Below are 17273 nucleotides of genomic sequence, written 5' to 3'. Positions count from 1 at the left end.
TTGTTGATTATCTTTCTGGCACTTTTAGTGAACATAGATGAGCGTGATTTTAGATTAGCTATTTTAATTATAAACAATGGGTTAGATGGATTTTTTCTTGTGAGAATAATTCCTTCTGATGTGCATGCTAATCAGTAAAGTCTCTGCACCGGATTCAAACTATTGATGTCGAACAGTGTTGAAGTGCATAAAAGGGAAATTTACCCATAAGTGATTGTTATGATTTGGTATTAACATTTATTTAACTAAATTATCAGTAATGAGACGAATTTTCGGCACCATAAAGCAAATTTGTTCATACACTTTAATCGCTTTTTAACGTGTTAGTGGGTGTATAAGTAAATTAGAATATTGGCTCTATATTTTATGCTACTTGAAAATGAGGTCGGATGAGTTTTCAAGAAAATATGATAATAGCTCATTTGTATATTTCACCTAAAATAAACGGTGTGCTCTCTACTTTAAATAAATTTTGAGTTGTAGAGCGTTAATTATTTAACTGGAAATAGCTACTCTGAATAAACGTTTAAATATGAGGGGCTTGGACATAGTTTTAAATAGTATTATTCAAATGTTCGCAAGTGCTCATGTAAAACGTGAAAGGCAACTTGTATGAAAAATATCGAAAACTCTAAGGTAGAAGATTTTAAAAAACATTTTGGTGGCGATGTCGTTTTACCTGATGATCCTACTTATGATGAGGTACGACAAATTTGGAACGGGATGATAGATCGCAAACCGGGAATGATCGCTCGTTGTAAGTCTGCTGATGATGTTGCGCAATCGGTAAACTTCGCCCGTGATAATGGATTACTCGTCTCAGTTCGAGGAGGAGGACACAATATTGCGGGGAGTGCCGTATGTGATGATGGTTTGATGATAGACCTTTCACTGATGAATGAAGTGCAGGTTTATCCAACTGCTCAAAAAGCAATAGTGGAGCCGGGTTGCACATTAGGCGATATTGATGCGAAGACACAAAACTACGGATTGGCGACTCCAGTCGGAATCAATTCTACGACGGGTATCGCAGGTCTGACACTTGGCGGTGGTTTTGGATGGTTAAGCCGTAAATATGGTATGACGGTTGATAATCTTGTTTCAGCGAATGTAGTGACAGCAGATGGCCGTCAGTTATTAGCCAGTGACACTGAAAACGCAGACTTGTTCTGGGCGTTAAGAGGGGGCGGCGGCAATTTTGGGATTGTTACTCAGTTTGAGTATCAACTTCACCCCGTTGGCCCGGATGTTCTCAGCGGCCTAATTGTATTCCCATTTGACCAAGCAAAATCTGTCCTAAGTCAGTTTGCCAAGTTTACTGAAACAGCCCCAGAAGAACTCAGTGTCTGGATGGTAACCCGTAAAGCACCGCCTTTGCCATTCTTACCAGAAAGTGTTCATGGTAAAGAGGTGGTTGTTCTTGCAATGTGTTATGTAGGAGACCCTTCTGAAGGTGAAAAACTGATTGCGCCGCTTCGATCGTTTGGTGACGCGCATGGTGAGCATATTGGTGTACAACCATATGCTGCATGGCAGCAAGCCTTTGATCCGTTGTTAACTCCCGGAGCTCGTAACTATTGGAAGTCTCATAATTTTACAAAGGTAAGTGAAGGAGTGATTGACGCGACGATAGAATATGCAGGTAAGCTGCCATCTACGCAATGTGAGATTTTTATCGCCTCAATTGGCTGTGTTACTTCTCGTCCTGCGCCGGATGCGATGGCTTATTCTAGCCGTGATGCTAATTATGTGCTTAATGTTCATGGTCGCTGGGAATCAGAATCTGAGGACCAACGGTGTATTGCGTGGGCGAGAGAGTTCTTTGATAAAACCAAGCCGTTTGCCAGTGGTGGAGCGTACATTAACTTCTTAACTCAGGATGAAGCAGAACGCACAGAATCGGCTTATGGACCGACGTATGCGCGTTTACAAGCGATTAAGAAGAAATATGATCCAACGAACCTTTTCAGAATGAATCAAAACATCAAGCCAGAGTGACGAGTTTTGAATAAAGATTTCGTCGACTTGTTTTGTCTCTGTTAACACGTTGGTCAACGATAGGCTCCCCCACAACTCTCATAAATATCGCTGAGTTGTGGGGGAGAAACAATCCTAGGCTGGTTTGTACAGAGTAGGTGCAGTAATTGTGTTCGTTAATAGCCTCATTTGTACCCTTTTTGCCCCATCTATACATGAGCGATAACTTGCTTTCTCTCTCAATAAATTTCGTTAAAATTCTACTCGTCAAACCAGTCATAAGCTCTGTTATGATGCCAGTTTCTCATACAAAAAATTAACAATGTATATTTTTATACATTTATATTGCATAAAAAAGACTTGTTGGTAAAATTAATACCCAGTAACAATTAATGCGGTATGACAGCATGAGTATTCAGGTTAGCGGGATCAATAAGTCCTACGGTGATACACAAGTTCTACACGATGTCAGTTTTAATTGTGAAAGCGGTGAAACGCTGGTGTTATTAGGCCCGAGTGGGGCAGGGAAAAGCTCTCTGCTGCGTGTTCTAAACCTTTTAGAAGGTGCAGATAACGGCAAGCTAAACATCGCAAATGACGCTTTCGACTTTTCAACTGAAATCAAAGAGAAGCAAGGTTTAGTACTTCGCCGTAAAGTGGGTATGGTGTTCCAGCAATACAATCTTTGGCCACATATGACAGTTATGGAGAACTTGATTGAAGCACCAGTCAAAATCTCTGGTATGGCGAAAGACGAAGCAAAACAGCAGGCGATGCAAATTTTGGCGACATTGCATTTGGCGGATAAAGCAGAAGCTTGGCCGATGCAGCTATCTGGTGGTCAACAACAGCGTGTTGCCATTGCTCGTGCGTTGATGATGAAACCTGAAGTACTTCTTTTTGATGAACCTACCGCAGCACTTGATCCTGAGATCACTAACCAAGTTGTTAAGATCATTAAGGATTTGAGTGAAACTGGCATTACTCAGGTTGTGGTGACACACGAAGTGGACTTTGCCAAGAAGATCGCCAGCCATGTTTTGTACCTTGAGAAAGGACATATTGTTGAGCATGGTACAAACGACGCATTTATTAATCCTCAAACTACCCAGTTTGCAGATTACTTAAAACACTAAAACCAAAACAGTAATAAACAATCACAGATGATCGGCTGTCATTGCGAGTGTCAGCCTAAGACGTACACACGGAGTATTGCAATGAAAAAGATTTTACTAGCTTCACTTATCGGCCTTATTTCTGCGAATGCAGCGGCACAAGAAGAAATCAAATTCGCGATGGAAGCGACTTACGCACCATTCGAATACATGGATGAGAATAACCAAATCCAAGGGTTCGATGTGGATCTTGCTAACGCACTTTGTAAAGAAATGGAAACGAAATGTAGCTTCCATAACCAAGCTTTTGACAGCCTGATCCCTGCATTAAAATTCAAACGTTACGATGCGGCTATCTCTGCAATGGACATCACTGATGCACGTTTGGAGCAAGTAAACTTTTCTGACTCGTACTACGATAACTCAGCTGCTTTTGTTTCTGTAAAAGGCAAAATTGCGGATAAGACCCAGCTAGAGGGAAAACGTATTGGTGTTCAAAATGGTACAACTCACCAAACTTACCTTCTTGAGCAACTTCCGGGTGTGACTGCGGTACCTTACTCAAGCTATCAAGACGCATTCATTGATATGAAAAATGGTCGTATCGACTCAGTTTTCGGTGATACAGCGGTTGTAGCAGAGTGGTTTAAGAAAGAAGACAACCTAACCTACGTGGGTGAGCGTGTGACTAACGCAAAATACTTTGGTAATGGTTTTGGTATCGCATTAAACAAAGACAATCAAGAATTGACGACTAAATTAAACACAGCTCTTAAAGCAGTAAAAGCGAACGGCCAATACGACGTAATCTTCAATAAGTACTTCGGTAACTAATATGGCGTTAACGGGTTACTCTCTATCACTTGTACAAGCTAGTTGGATGACGGTCCAATTAGCTTTTGCAAGCCTATTAGTCGGTTTGATTCTGGCAGTGGTATTCGCCAGTGGTGAAATGTCTCGTAGAGTAATTGTTAAATGGCCAATGACAGCCATCGTAACGGTAATACGCGGCTTGCCGGAACTGCTTGTTGTGTTGTTCATTTATTTTGGTTCAACTCAGGTTCTGTTTTTGATCACTGGAGACTTTATTGAGGTTAGCCCGTTTTTGTCTGGTGTGATTGCACTTTCACTGATTTTTGCGTCTTACGCTTCTCAGACCCTCCGTGGTGCATTGAAAGCAGTTGGCAAAGGGCAGAGAGAAGCGGCAAGTGCATTAGGGATTGGCCAAGCACAAGCGTTTGTACGCATTGTCTTACCCCAAGCGGTAAGGCACGCGCTTCCGGGCCTCACTAACCAATGGTTGGTATTGCTTAAAGATACTGCATTGGTTTCTCTGATTGGTGTGACTGATCTTCTTAAACAGGCTCAGCTTACCTCAGCTGCAACACATGAGGCCTTCACATGGTACGCGACTGCGGCTGCGGTTTATTTGGTGATTACCTTGGTAACACAACGAGCGGTGAAACTGATCGATAAGAAGTTTTCTGTTCAAGGTATGAGCATGGGACAGGAGGCAACCGCATGAACGAACAACATGTTTGGCAGTTGGTTGAAGGTCTTGGTACCAGTATTCAACTGACCGTTGCTTCTCTGGTTGTCGGTTGTATTCTGGCCTTATTGATGACCTTAACGCTGATACTGCGTACTCCAGGTTTGCATTGGCTGAGCCGTGGCATCATCACTTTGTTCACTGGCACGCCGTTATTGGTTCAGATTTTCTTGGTCTATTATGGTCCGGGCCAGTTTGATGCGATCAGAGAAAGCTTCATGTGGACTTGGTTAAGCCAACCTTGGTTCTGTGCGATGGTCGCACTGGCTTTAAATACCGCATCGTACAGTACTCAGCTATTTAAAGGCGCATTCAACGCGATTCCTTCTGGTCAGTGGCAGGCTTGTCGTGCACTAGGGATGAACAAATCGTCGACATTAAAAGTATTGCTTCCGTATGCCATCCGTCGAGCAATTCCGGCATATTCAAATGAGGTGATCTTGGTTTTCAAAGGGACATCTTTGGCAAGTACGATCACAATTATGGATCTAATGGGCTACGCGCAGAGAATTAACGCGCAAACATACGATACCCTTACCGTGTTTGGTGTTGCGGGTGCTTTCTACCTGACGGTAAACGGTATTCTTACGCTTATCTTCCGTCAGGTTGAGAAGAAAGCTTTGGCATTCGAAGCCGTATAAAGCCGAGTCAATCAGGTTACAAAAATGCCTCTATTCAAGGCTCTTGAATAGAGGCATTTTTTATTGGTAAATCTGATATTTTCTGGACTCACAGACCCGAGATACACTTACGTTTTAACCTCCGCTAAATGTTTGGTATAGGTTTAGGTCACCAGTTTCAAAACCTTTTTAAACCAAGCTACACGTTACTCTGATGAACCATTGCTGGTTAATCAGAGATGAGACAACATTCATCATTATATTTTAAGAAGATAATCTTTTTTCCTCTCCTAACATTCCGTGACTATCATTGTAGATACATGATGTTTTATCGAAAAAAGAAAAGCTACGTTCCGATTATCATGAAATAGAAACAATAATTTCCAAATGATCTTATTTATCAGTTAAATAAGCTTTAAACCAGACAGCCTGTAATTATTTTGAGGAGGAATGATGCAAATTCTTGAATCATTTTTCGGCATAATCGGAGACCTCACATGGGGCTGGGCTCTTGTGCCTTTCCTAGTGATCTTTGGTCTTTTTTTCACAATCGTAACTGATTTTGTTCAGTTCAGATTCTTCAAGCGCATGTTCAATGTATTACTAACGAAAAACCAGACTGCAGATGCAAAAGCAATCTCTGGCCGTGAAGCGCTTTTACTCTCCATTGGTGGTCGTGTAGGAGGTGGTAACATCGCGGGTGTGGCCGTCGCTATCACACTAGGTGGTCCGGGTGCCGTATTCTGGATGTGGGCTGTGGCTCTCGTTGGTATGGCAACCAGCCTTGTTGAGTGTTCACTTGCACAGCTATACAAACGAAAAGAAGGGGACGATTTCCGTGGTGGCGCTGCCAGAACCATTATTCATGGTCTTGGTGAAGATTATCGCTGGTTAGCCTACGTTTACGCCGTATGTTTGATTGCCTCTTTCGCGATCGGATTTAACGCGTTTCAGGGCAATACCGTCGCCGGGGCTGTAGCCGACAGCCTTGGCGTTGACCGTTTATACACTGGTGTGTTTCTCTCATTGGTCGTCGGTTTTATCATTTATGGTGGTATTCACCGCATCGCAAAAACCGCCGATGTCGTGGTACCGATTATGGCGGTTGCCTATGTTGCCTTAGCGCTTGTGGTTATCGTTATGAACATCACTGAGATTCCGGGAGTGATTGTAACTATCGTTAAAAGCGCTTTCGGTATTGAGGAAGTCGTAAGTGGTGGTATGGGGGCTGCACTGGCGAATGGCCTTCGTCGAGGTCTGTTTTCTAACGAGGCAGGTTTAGGTTCTGCGCCAAACGTAGCGGCAACTGCGGATGTATCGCACCCAATTAGTCAGGGTATTACTCAGTCCCTTTCTGTATTTATCGATACCATTGTTGTATGTAGCTGCACAGCTTTTGTCATTTTACTTGGGGATGTATATGTTCCTGGAGCAGAAGGTGTTGACGGTGTTGTACTTACTCAACAATCTTTGGTCTCACATCTTGGGCATTGGTCACAGTACTATTTGACCGGTGCAATTTTGTTGTTCTCGTTCAGTTCTGTTATCTACAACTACTATTTGGGTGAGAACGCACTCACGTTTATGTCTCAGAGTAAGTTGTCATTACACATTTTACGTATTGCGGTGATTGCTATCGTATTTATCGGCGCAGTTGCCCCGGGAGCGACTTCTGTATTCTTCTTCTCAGATCCAATGATGGGGATTCTTGCCATTGTGAACTTGCTTGCATTAATAATGTTGTTCCCAACTGCAATGCGCTTGTTGAAAGATTACAGGATAAAGCTTGCAGCTGGTGCTGAACATCCGGAATTTAACCCAGATGAGTTCCCGGATTTGGATATTGACCGTACTGCTTGGTTACCTAAAAAATAAAATACGTATAGAGATATAAAGCTCCTTTTGTTATTCACTTGAGCCACGACGCGCCAAGCTGATAGGGAAGGGAGTTTTACCTCAGTCTCGAACATCTACTAGGCAAGAAGCTCCGTCCGTAGATATTGGCTGAATAGTCAGTATGAGAAATACACTGCACTATAAAAGGCCTTATATGGTCCCTGTTTTTCGAGGCCTCTACTTTTTTCGGTTGTTTTCCCTATATGGAGAAACGTTCCGTGGATACTGATTCCGGTCAAACTGAGAAGCTCCATTTACATGATGCTCATCAGGTTGATATCCATTTATTGTTAGACGATCTTTCTTCAAGTGAAGAAGGGCTAACTTCCTCTGAAGCTATAAAACGCCTTGAAATCTACGGTGCCAATAATCTACAAGCTAAGGAAAAAACGTCCGAACTCATTAAGTTCTTGCGCTTATTTCTTAATTACTTTGCTGTGTTATTAGTTATTGGTGGTCTGTTGGCCTTAGTTGCCGAACGTCTCGAACCCGGTCAGGGTAACTTGTACATTGCCTATGCGCTATTTGCTGTTGTGCTGCTCAACGTGATTTTTACTTATATTCAAGAGCATCAGACGGAGCGGATCATGGAAAGCTTCGGTAAGTTGTTACCACAAATGGTGACGGTGCTCCGTGATGGTCAGGCAACAAGTATACGAGCTGATACTGTCGTACCTGGCGATGTCATGCTGTTGTCTGAAGGGGATCGCATCTGTGCTGATGGACGACTGCTCGAACACGCCCAGTTAAAAATCGACCTCAGCAGTTTAACCGGTGAAAGCGAACCACAATTACGTCACCTTGAATCAACCAGTCCTAACATACTCGAAAGCCGTAATATGGTGTTTTCCGGAACACTGGTACAAAGCGGTGATGGCAAGGCCATTGTTTACAGTACGGGTATGAATACTCAGTTTGGCCATGTGGTAAAACTTACTAAGGAAACAGATGAAGTTGAAACGCCTATACGCAAGGAGCTACGACGCTTTACCCGTATAATCGGATTTATTGCCATTGTATTAGGCGTGCTCTTTTTTGCAATTAGTGTCGCTATCGGTAAAGGACAAATCGACAGCCTCATTTTTGCCATTGGTATTATTGTCGCGAATGTACCAGAAGGCTTGTTGCCAACCGTAACGCTTGCTTTAACGATGGCAAATAGACGAATGGCGAAGAGAAAAGCCCTAGTCAAAAATCTGGAAAGTATCGAAACTCTGGGCAGCACAACGGTCATTTGCACCGATAAGACAGGCACGCTAACGCAGAATCTCATCAGTGTGAGAACAGTGATTCTGAACCAAAGGGAATTTGTGGTATGGGACCGTTCCATCATGCAACAACAGGGGGTGGATAAGCTCCTGGATGCCATGGTGCTTTGCAACAACGCTTATTTGCGTCAGGAAGGTTTTACTGGTGACCCGACTGAGGGGGCTTTATTGGTTTACGCGAACGGGTTGACCGATGTCGATAATACAAAACAGAGGTTTCATGAATTCCCATTTGATTCTATGACTCGGCGGATGATCACCATCAATAGTAGTGATACCACCGATAACGGCAGCTACGTCGCGTGGTTAAAAGGCGCGCCTGAAGTAGTATTACACAAATGCGATTCTTATCTGCTCGATGGTGAGCAACAAGAAATGAACGACGCAACCCGGCAGCATTTCTTTGATGATTTTCAGCGTTTAGCCAAACGCGGACAACGAGTTTTAGCGATAGCTTTTCTCCCACTAAGCAAGCCATCACTGGATAGTGAAAACGGATTTTCTCTGATTGGATTGATCGGTATGCAAGATCCCCCTCGACCTGAGGTTCCCGATGCACTTCGTCGTTGTCGTCGGGCGGGAATTAAGGTCATTATGATCACTGGTGATTATGCCATTACTGCAGAGACGATTGCTCGCCAGGTTGGATTGGTCAAGGGGGAGGGTACGGTCATTGGTGGTGATGAACTAGCGTGTATGTCTGACTCGGAGCTACAAGCACGATTAACAGAGCCGGAGATCATATTTACACGAACCAATCCTGATCAAAAATTACGAATTGTCCGTACCTTACAATCGCTGGGAGAAGTCGTCTCTGTTACTGGTGACGGAGTTAATGATGCTCCCGCACTTAAAAATGCGGATATGGGCGTCGCTATGGGCGTAATGGGAACCGATGTCGCTAAAGAGGCCAGTAATATGGTTTTAATGGATGACAACTTTGCCACGATCGTTGCCGCCGTCGAAGAAGGGCGGGCGATATTTGAAAATATTAAAAAGTTCATTGCTTATATCCTGACGAGTAACGTACCGGAAATCTTGCCATTTATCGCTTATGTCTTATTAGATATACCTTTGCCGTTGACCGTGGTCATGATCCTCGCAATAGACTTGGGAACCGATATTTTACCGGCGCTTGGTCTGGGTTCAGAAAAGCCTGAATCCGATGTTATGCAGCAGCCACCACGTCCCCGAGAGGAAAGACTGTTCACGATGAACCTGCTTTTCAGAAGCTATGGCGTCGTTGGTATTATCGAAGCCAGCGCTGGTTTTTTCTGCTTCTTCATGGTGCTGTTTGAAGGCGGATGGCAATGGGGTTCGGCATTGCCAGCCAATGACCCCTTGTATCAAACCGCCGTCACAGCATTTTTTGCATCCATTATTATTTGCCAGATCGCTAACGTTCTAATCTGCCGTACTCGTCGCCAAAGTCTATTTAGTATGGGAATTCTGACCAATCGACTGGTAATACTTGGTATCTCTACAGAGTTACTATTACTTGGATTAATCAGTTATGTCCCTATCTGTAATACCTTTTTCGGTACAGCTCCGCTGCAAACCTGGCACATACTACTGAGTGTTCCTTTTGCGTTACTGATTATTCTTGGTGATGAGCTGCGCCGTATGTACATCCGCAAAGAAAATGCTTTTGTATTGAAATGGCTTAATTGGTAAGTCGTTGCGGCTATTATGTTCTTAGTTGCATTTATCTCGGGGAAGGGAATCCACGCTATTCTTTATGCCGAATAGTCTACCGAACATATATCAAGTACAGTATTACACTTACTATAAGTGTTGAAAGTAGAGCACTTACTAGGTTGTAGTGTAGTTGTTTGTACAAGGTCTGGTTTTTACTATGGTTACTTATGACGACAATAGATGCCATTATTGGTAGTAATATAAGAGGCTTGCTGAGCGCAATATCTAAGAAGATCGAATTCATAATGTAGATAGTTTCGCCAAATAACTCGTGGCTGATCGTCACAAAGTGCTCGCGAGATAATATTAAAAAACAATAACCCCCGAAAATGAATATAGTTGTAAATAGAAACAGCTTATTCGTGAATTTTAAAATTTTGTTTTTTATAGTATTTAAATATTGCACCATCATAAAGTCTCTATTTAGAGCTCTCTGTTTTAGTTGCTCTAATCTGACTTTCATTAACATCTTTCCTATATTTTGTTCTTCCAGTTGAGCTTTGTAGCATATAGGATTGTTTCATCGTTTTTTGGTTATTAACCAATCGATTAGGCTCTCAAATTTAGAGTTAAGGTACTGCAATAAAGGATGTCGAATAGTCTGGAAGCTCCCGATTTCGGCCTAACACATATGAGCCTTCTGCCTGTGAATAGGCAACAACATTCCTTTGGCTGCGTCTGCAGCCAATCCTTCTCGAACAACAAAGTTATCTACTTCGCTTTGTCATTTCGGTCATTTAGCATTACTCACGACAGTGACTCGCATTTCATGTGATAGCGTTACAGTTTTAATCGCTCAACTTTGTATAGCCCCCCCAAAACCATAAACTCTTGCTCTCCCTGTAAGCTATGGGGTAGTAGCGATTCAAAACACGCAATTTTGGCAAGAGGAACCTCAACGGCATACACTTTAGAACCAAAACGGAGTGCACTCTCTGCATCAGCTGTAAACGAACTCAAATTATTGAACAGTTTTACTGCCTGCCCATCAATAGTGTGTTCAGGTAACTCAGCACAGCCGCGATATAAGGTCACATGTTCACTGCCCTTATATCGTAAACGTAACTCATGCTGACAAAAGCAATAAAGCAAATCTAACTGTGCATATAGCTCGTTAGTATTGTATGTCGCTCGGGTACAAGCCTGCCTGAATCTAAGGTATTCAGGGGTATCAGGGCCATGTAGCGACTCTCGATGGAAACAGGTTAATAAACCAAAACGTGACTCAACCCAGCTACGCCATGCCGCTCCTTGTTCATTATCAGAATCAAACAACCACCCCAATAACAAACGCCGATAATTCACCTTTGGTCTGGGTGGTGGATCCGCGTTCTCTTGCGCGTTGTAATCATGTTTCGACAAATGAAAAAGCTGAGTCATGAAGTTCTTAAAATGTTCCGCCCGAGTTTCATAACTATCCATGTTTTTAAGGTTATTAAATAATTTGGGATACCAAATATGAATACCGTCTATCTCCAAAGGAATCGGATTGTCCTGATAGGCGATGCTCGCGAGGAGCCAGGAAGGAACATTACAATGATTAAGTGGTAAGCATATTTGCTGAAGTACCTCATTTTCTTCCAGAGAACATAAATAGTGAGTAGTTTGCAACATAGCCAACTCCGTCATTCACGTTCCTCCGTCGTTTTCCCCTTATGAATTTGCTGGGAAAGTTTGAAAAGTTCATCTCCCAATTCAAAAATATCATCATGCATATAAAGTACATCCAACCAGTCAGAGCGTATCCCACTATGTCCGTAGTAAGCACCGGCTAACTGCCCGGCGATCGCTGCTGTTGTATCAGCATCATTCCCAAGGTTGGCGGCAGCCAGAACACACGATTCAAATGACTCGGTATTAATAAAACACCACAAGGCAGACTCTAAACTCTCAATGACATACCCACTTCCTGTTAGCGTGGTATACGTCTTATTGACGAAAGCGCCCGATTTTATAAGCTGAACTTCTTCTGTTTGTGGTTGGTACGGAAGCTCAAAACAACCGTGCTTCTCTCCACCATTGATAAGATGAACTAATATGGAAGACAGCAAACGACAGGCATCGAGGCACAATTCAGAGCCGTGTGTCGTGCGAGAGCTTTCTGCTGCAAATTCCATCGCATCAGAGAGTGTTCGCTGATAAAAAATGGGAACAGGAGCAAGACGCATGATAGAACCATTTCCTGAGCTCCACCTTGCTTTTGACCCCGCGTACGGGTCACCTGTCTTTTGAAAACGACGTAATGCCGATGACACACCAACACCAACATCAAAACAAACGCCAATACTGCTCATATAACCGTTATTCATCCAATCACAGTATTTGTTCATTTGGTCCCGGGCATCAAAACCTAAACATTCAACCAGACTATGGCCCAAACACAACGCCATAGACGTATCATCCGTCCAGTACCCTTTTTTTAAACAGAAGTGTCCTCCACCAACAATATCAGTCAGTGGTTTAAAGGTTCCTGGTGGCTGAAATTCTAATGTAGTACCCAGTGCGTCACCGACCGCTAATCCTATCAAGCATCCTCTTGACCTATCCTGATTAGCCGTTATGGGTAGTATTTTCTCTGAAGAAAAAGACATAACAACTCCATTGTATGTGTTTTGCTCAATCAGATTAGATTGCCACAGATTTTTGCGTGAAAAACCCACATACTTCTCATGGTTAAATTTTTACGTCGTTATTATGTTTGCAAAAATGGTTGTTTATCTTCAGGCTTAGCCAAGGTTTGCCCGTTGTGGGTTAAAGGCAGTGCAAGAAACACTTCAGTAAGTGCTTCTTTGACTGAATGTTTCTTGCTAACTGTTTCTTGCCAACTGAAAGATAACTAAGGCCTACTGACTCGGTGGCTAGACAATATTTGTGATAGGTGATTAGCACTTGTACGCTAAATTGATTGCCATTATTAATGTCTACGTTTGGTTCTACCGCGTTTATTTCACCTTTCGCTTAAGTTTATAGCCCGCTTTTTAATTATTCAGAGCTAGGGGTTTCTTGATCGTTTTCTTGCTCGTTGAAACGGTTTCCAAAGCAGTCTCCTCTTCCACGTTTATTGTTAAAGTTTCCACCATGGACTTGGTTCATCCACTCCTGCATTGCTTCTGGGTTAGCGTGCATTTCTTCCATCCATGCTTGCATGGCCTCAGGATCACCATGAAGTTTGAGCATGGCTTGATACTGAGGACTATCCGGGTTCATCATTGAGTGCATAGAACCAAAGTTGTTATCGCCGTTATTCATATGTGCGAACACGCTTGCTGAAATAGCCAATACACTCGCGGCGGCCAATAATTTAGTTAACGTTTTCATCATTCATCCTCCAACTGTTCCATTCATTTTCATTACAGCAATTTTTGATAATGTAAGTGTGTCGCAATCCCTTTAGTTTCTTACAAATGTTGGCAATCCCGCAGATTGACACACTTTGTCACACATCCTTTTCTGAAATGTTTATATTGAATAATGTGTATAAGCCATTGAGGTTGTTTGATGGAACAAGCCTATCGAATTTTGGTTGTTGACGACCATCAGGAAATAAGAGACTTATTAAAGCGGTTTTTGACTCAGCATGGTTTGAATGTTGTCACTGCAGGTGATGGAGACGGTATGGCGAAAGCCATGCACCATCAGCGGTTTGATCTAATTATTCTGGACCTCATGTTGCCAGGTAAAGATGGCGTAACCTTGTGTCGAGAAATTAGAGCAGCATCAAATATACCGATCATCATGCTTACTGCTCTGGGTGAAGAAATAGATCGTATTGTAGGTTTAGAGGTTGGGGCTGATGATTACCTTGCTAAGCCTTTTAATCCCAGAGAATTGTTGGCTCGCATTAAATCGGTACTTCGACGTCACTTCACGATTCCCAATGTCAATGAACAAGTATCCACAACGCATACAAATTATGTTTTTTCAGGCTGGTCACTCAACGTAACAACAAGAGAGTTGTTTGATCAGGGCGGAGTCTTGGTTTCCTTAACCTCCACGGAGTTTGAACTATTATTAGCTTTTCTTACTCATCCTAATGTTGTTCTGAAAAGAGAAAATTTACTTAAGTTGGTTCAGGGACGAGGTGCGGATGTCTATGATAGAGCGATTGATACGCTCATTAGCCGGCTGCGCAAGAAAATCGAAGCCGACCCTAAAGACCCGAAGCTGATAAAAACGATTTGGGGCGGGGGGTATCAACTGAGTTGTGAGGTCAGCCATGATTAAGTGGATTCGGAGCCTTCGGTTGATATACCAAATCGGAGCCATTGTGTTAATTGGTTTTGGTATCAGCTCGTACCTTTCCATCCATCTGTTATCATCTGAAAGTTCTAAAAGTTTGAGCTTGCTTTCCTCTGCCGCTGCCGTTCAAAGGGTACTGTCAGTCGTTGACATACTAGGCCAAACTCCAGAATCTCTGGATAGTTCAATTGTTCGAGCCAGCAGCAGCTCGGATCTTTCCCTTTCTATTACTTCAAATCCACAGGTCGTAGAAACTAACGTGGATTCTGAGGAAGCGAGGCTGTTGCAAGAAAAGTTTAGGGACAAAGGGATAAAAGAGGTCAATCTATCGTTAGTGAAAAGAGCTCGTCCAATCATGAACATGAGCGATATGCATAACGCCATGATGTCTGGACGCGTTATGGAAATGCCAAGGGATTTTCACTTGGGTTATCTGGCTACAATTGATGGTTCGATTCAGTTGAACAACGGTAAGTGGTTAAATTTTTCGTCTGGCATTCAGGAAGACATTGCGCATTGGTCTGTCAGCGTGATCGTCGCTTTAGTTGTCGTCATGTTTGTAACTTTGACGCTGTCTATTTTTATTATTCACCGTGCTCTAAGACCAGTTCAAACTTTGGGAAAAGCCGCAAAAGAGTTTGCTTTGAACCGTAAAGTCACACCTGTCAGTGATAAAGGGCCGAAAGATTTGATTCCCACTGTCACGGCATTTAACCAGATGCAGGTCGATATCTCTGAGTTTATAGAAGAAAGGACGCGTTTACTTGCGGCCATTTCTCATGATTTAAGAACACCGCTAACAAGCCTTCGTCTCAGATTAGAATTTGCAGAGGATACAGAAGATAAACAGCAAATGCTTAAATCCATTTCGATCATGGAACAAATGCTCAAAGCGACAATGAGCTTTGCTAAAGATGACAGCAAGTTAGAGGAAAGGCAGCGTGTAAATATTGATAGTCTGTTACAGACTATCGTGGATGAATTTGACGATAAGTCTGTAACGGTTCACTACACAAGTCCGGGCCATTTGGTTGAGTCGATGCCTCCAATAACGATACGCAGAATGGTGGAAAACTTAATTAGCAACGCTTATCAGTATGGCGGCGAAGATTGTGAGATTAGATTAAGTGTTACGAAGCTGCCTGAATGTGTTGAGTTTACGGTTTCCGATACCGGAATAGGTATTGATCCCTCAAAATTTGAAGAAGTTTTAAAGCCGTTTAGTCGACTTGATAAAGCCAGAGATACAGACAGTTCTAATGTGGGGTTGGGTTTGGCGACAACCAAAGCACTTGCTAATAATTACGGTGGGAATCTGTGGCTAAGGAACAATAAACCTCATGGTTTGATAAGCACTTTTACGATCGGTTTGAGTCGGTAAGTCGCTTGTGATGATGACTCCTTATAATTCCAACCGTATAGATTACAAGAAAATGATAACTACATGTGGCCTTGGACGATTATCTCAAGGCCAATTTTACGGATATTAATGGTGGTAGATTCTTTAGCAAAAATGGGGATTGCCTAATACTCGCATTATGGCTGAACAGTCTATGAACGGATTACAATATTTGCTGAACTATGCTTTCGCGAGTGAATCAACATTTATTGCCGATTCTGGTTGCACTTCTGTTTTTCTTGAATTATTTGCAGTAGCTGCGTTCGACGTTTCATTTGAATAATTTTAACTAATCTGGCTTCTCTTGTAACACCGCAAACATCGTGAGGTATCTCAGGCTGGTTCTTACCATCACTTTGGTCAACAGTATTTTTCTTCTCTTTCATATCCCTGAACTTTTTATCTAATTAAACACTCAATACACATTTGTCAGGTTTATCAAGGCTCAAACTCACAACAAAAATGAATCATTTGCGAATTAATGATGATATGCAATCTGCATATATGCTAATGATTTCACTTAAGTTTGAATTAACTCTTAGATATGTGTCAACGATTTTTGTAAACGATTACATTCAAGATTGGCATAAATTATAATGATTGTTTATAACGATGGCGTCATGCTTATGACTCGGGACGAGATCGGTTTTTTTGAAGCCACCTCCAGTGAATAGGTACCCACAGTGGCGGCTATCTCGTTTTACTGTTTGCCTTTTGCCAACTTCTTGCCGATCTCAATCGCTGCGGCGAGTTCTTCACGAGCCTGCGCTTCGCTGATTTTCTCCTCACGCGGCTCAACCTTCATCAGCAGAAACGAGGTCTTATTGTTCTTGTTATCCTGAACTCCTTTCTCGACGACTTCCAGCTCGGTATAGACGGTATCGAGCACACAGGCACCGATAGCCGCTGTTCCTGCCGGTAACTCACGGTCAGCAACGAGCCTTGCCGCCGCTGCGGTTCCCTCGGGAATCTCCAACTCTTTCGGCTGAAAACCAGCTTTCCAGCCGTTGATCTGTTTCAGGGCAGCAGGGTGGGAAGCTATCATGGTGATGGCTGTATGATTGGCAACATCCTGACGGTTCATCAATACACACATTTCGATCGGCGTCGTGATGAACGCCTTGGCGTCGACGAGTCGATATTGCTGAAAGGCTTCCACGGTGGCCTGCACTAGACGTCCGTCAATAGTGCTGTTCTCGACCGCACTAAAGGCAAGGGCACTATTGTCGATAGATTGTCTGAAGGTATTGCTTGGCGTACCCGCAAACGTCACGGGGGCACTTAGCGATGGCTGCTGCTCAAAAAGTTTGGTAATAGCAGCATCGTTGAAACTTCCCTTAGATGCCTGTGCAAAAATAGGTTCACTGGCAACCGAGAGAGTTGAAAACAGAAGAGTGGAGGCGACAATGGTGAGCCTTAGCGGTTTTAACATCCTTATTTCCTTACGATGTGGAGTATGAACGGTTTAGTATGGTTATTTCAAATTTGATAAATAATTATTTGAAATATATG

The 17273-nt window shown here is 42.9% G+C and carries 14 protein-coding genes; 9 read left to right on the top strand and 5 right to left on the bottom strand.

The genetic code is table 11. The annotated features are described in order from the left end of the window. Window positions 1-612 precede the first annotated feature (612 nt). From WJM94_RS17405 to WJM94_RS17375, 7 genes are all read left to right on the top strand, one after another. Window positions 613-1998, top strand: a complete 1386-nt coding sequence (locus tag WJM94_RS17405; protein WP_444495462.1) for an FAD-binding oxidoreductase — start codon at window positions 613-615, stop codon at window positions 1996-1998. Window positions 1999-2384: 386 nt separating this feature from the next. Further along, window positions 2385-3113, top strand: a complete 729-nt coding sequence (gene artP / locus WJM94_RS17400) for an arginine ABC transporter ATP-binding protein ArtP (protein ID WP_444495461.1) — start codon at window positions 2385-2387, stop codon at window positions 3111-3113. An 81-nt stretch (window positions 3114-3194) separates the two neighbouring features. Continuing rightward, window positions 3195-3926 (top strand): lysine/arginine/ornithine ABC transporter substrate-binding protein, encoded by a 732-nt coding sequence (locus WJM94_RS17395; RefSeq protein ID WP_444495460.1) that lies wholly within the window; start codon window positions 3195-3197, stop codon window positions 3924-3926. Between the two features lies 1 nt (window position 3927). Continuing rightward, window positions 3928-4617: an arginine ABC transporter permease ArtQ gene (gene artQ, locus WJM94_RS17390; protein WP_444495459.1), complete on the top strand. Its 690-nt coding sequence runs from the start codon at window positions 3928-3930 to the stop codon at window positions 4615-4617. Next, complete coding sequence (gene artM, locus WJM94_RS17385) at window positions 4614-5282, top strand: arginine ABC transporter permease ArtM (protein ID WP_444495458.1); 669 nt, start codon at window positions 4614-4616, stop codon at window positions 5280-5282. Before artQ ends, artM begins: the two co-directional genes overlap by 4 nt. 429 nt (window positions 5283-5711) lie before the next feature. Next, complete coding sequence (locus WJM94_RS17380; protein WP_444495457.1) at window positions 5712-7136, top strand: alanine/glycine:cation symporter family protein; 1425 nt, start codon at window positions 5712-5714, stop codon at window positions 7134-7136. 239 nt (window positions 7137-7375) lie between these two features. After that, a complete protein-coding gene (locus tag WJM94_RS17375) occupies window positions 7376-10099 on the top strand; it encodes a cation-translocating P-type ATPase (protein ID WP_444495456.1) in 2724 nt (907 codons plus the stop codon). Between the two features lie 804 nt (window positions 10100-10903). Here WJM94_RS17375 and WJM94_RS17370 read toward each other — a convergent pair. The 3 genes from WJM94_RS17370 to WJM94_RS17360 all read right to left on the bottom strand — a co-directional run bounded on the left by WJM94_RS17370 (window position 10904) and on the right by WJM94_RS17360 (window position 13444). Beyond that, entirely contained in the window at window positions 10904-11752 is an 849-nt protein-coding gene (locus WJM94_RS17370) for an NAD(+)--dinitrogen-reductase ADP-D-ribosyltransferase (RefSeq protein ID WP_444495455.1), read from the bottom strand. Then, entirely contained in the window at window positions 11749-12714 is a 966-nt protein-coding gene (locus tag WJM94_RS17365) for an ADP-ribosylglycohydrolase family protein (RefSeq protein ID WP_444495454.1), read from the bottom strand. The genes WJM94_RS17370 and WJM94_RS17365 overlap by 4 nt, the downstream gene beginning before the upstream one ends. 391 nt (window positions 12715-13105) lie before the next feature. Continuing rightward, on the bottom strand, window positions 13106-13444 hold the full coding sequence (locus WJM94_RS17360) for a hypothetical protein (RefSeq protein WP_444495453.1): 339 nt from the start codon (window positions 13442-13444) through the stop codon (window positions 13106-13108). A gap of 177 nt (window positions 13445-13621) precedes the next feature. Between WJM94_RS17360 and WJM94_RS17355 the strand changes: the two genes are divergently transcribed. Both WJM94_RS17355 and WJM94_RS17350 read left to right on the top strand, forming a co-directional pair. Continuing rightward, entirely contained in the window at window positions 13622-14347 is a 726-nt protein-coding gene (locus tag WJM94_RS17355; RefSeq protein ID WP_444495452.1) for a response regulator, read from the top strand. Between the two features lie 43 nt (window positions 14348-14390). After that, entirely contained in the window at window positions 14391-15743 is a 1353-nt protein-coding gene (locus WJM94_RS17350) for a sensor histidine kinase (protein WP_444495451.1), read from the top strand. 224 nt (window positions 15744-15967) lie between these two features. Here WJM94_RS17350 and WJM94_RS17345 read toward each other — a convergent pair whose 3' ends face one another. Next, window positions 15968-16147 carry a hypothetical protein gene (locus WJM94_RS17345; RefSeq protein ID WP_444495450.1) on the bottom strand — a complete coding sequence of 60 codons (180 nt, stop codon included), beginning with the start codon at window positions 16145-16147 and terminating at the stop codon, window positions 15968-15970. Between the two features lie 314 nt (window positions 16148-16461). Beyond that, a complete protein-coding gene (locus tag WJM94_RS17340; RefSeq protein WP_444495449.1) occupies window positions 16462-17193 on the bottom strand; it encodes a prephenate dehydratase domain-containing protein in 732 nt (243 codons plus the stop codon). Window positions 17194-17273: the final 80 nt, after the last annotated feature.

Source organism: Vibrio sp. YIC-376, from assembly GCF_052353105.1.
GTDB lineage: Bacteria > Pseudomonadota > Gammaproteobacteria > Enterobacterales > Vibrionaceae > Vibrio.
This window is presented reverse-complemented; position numbering and strand designations above follow the sequence as displayed.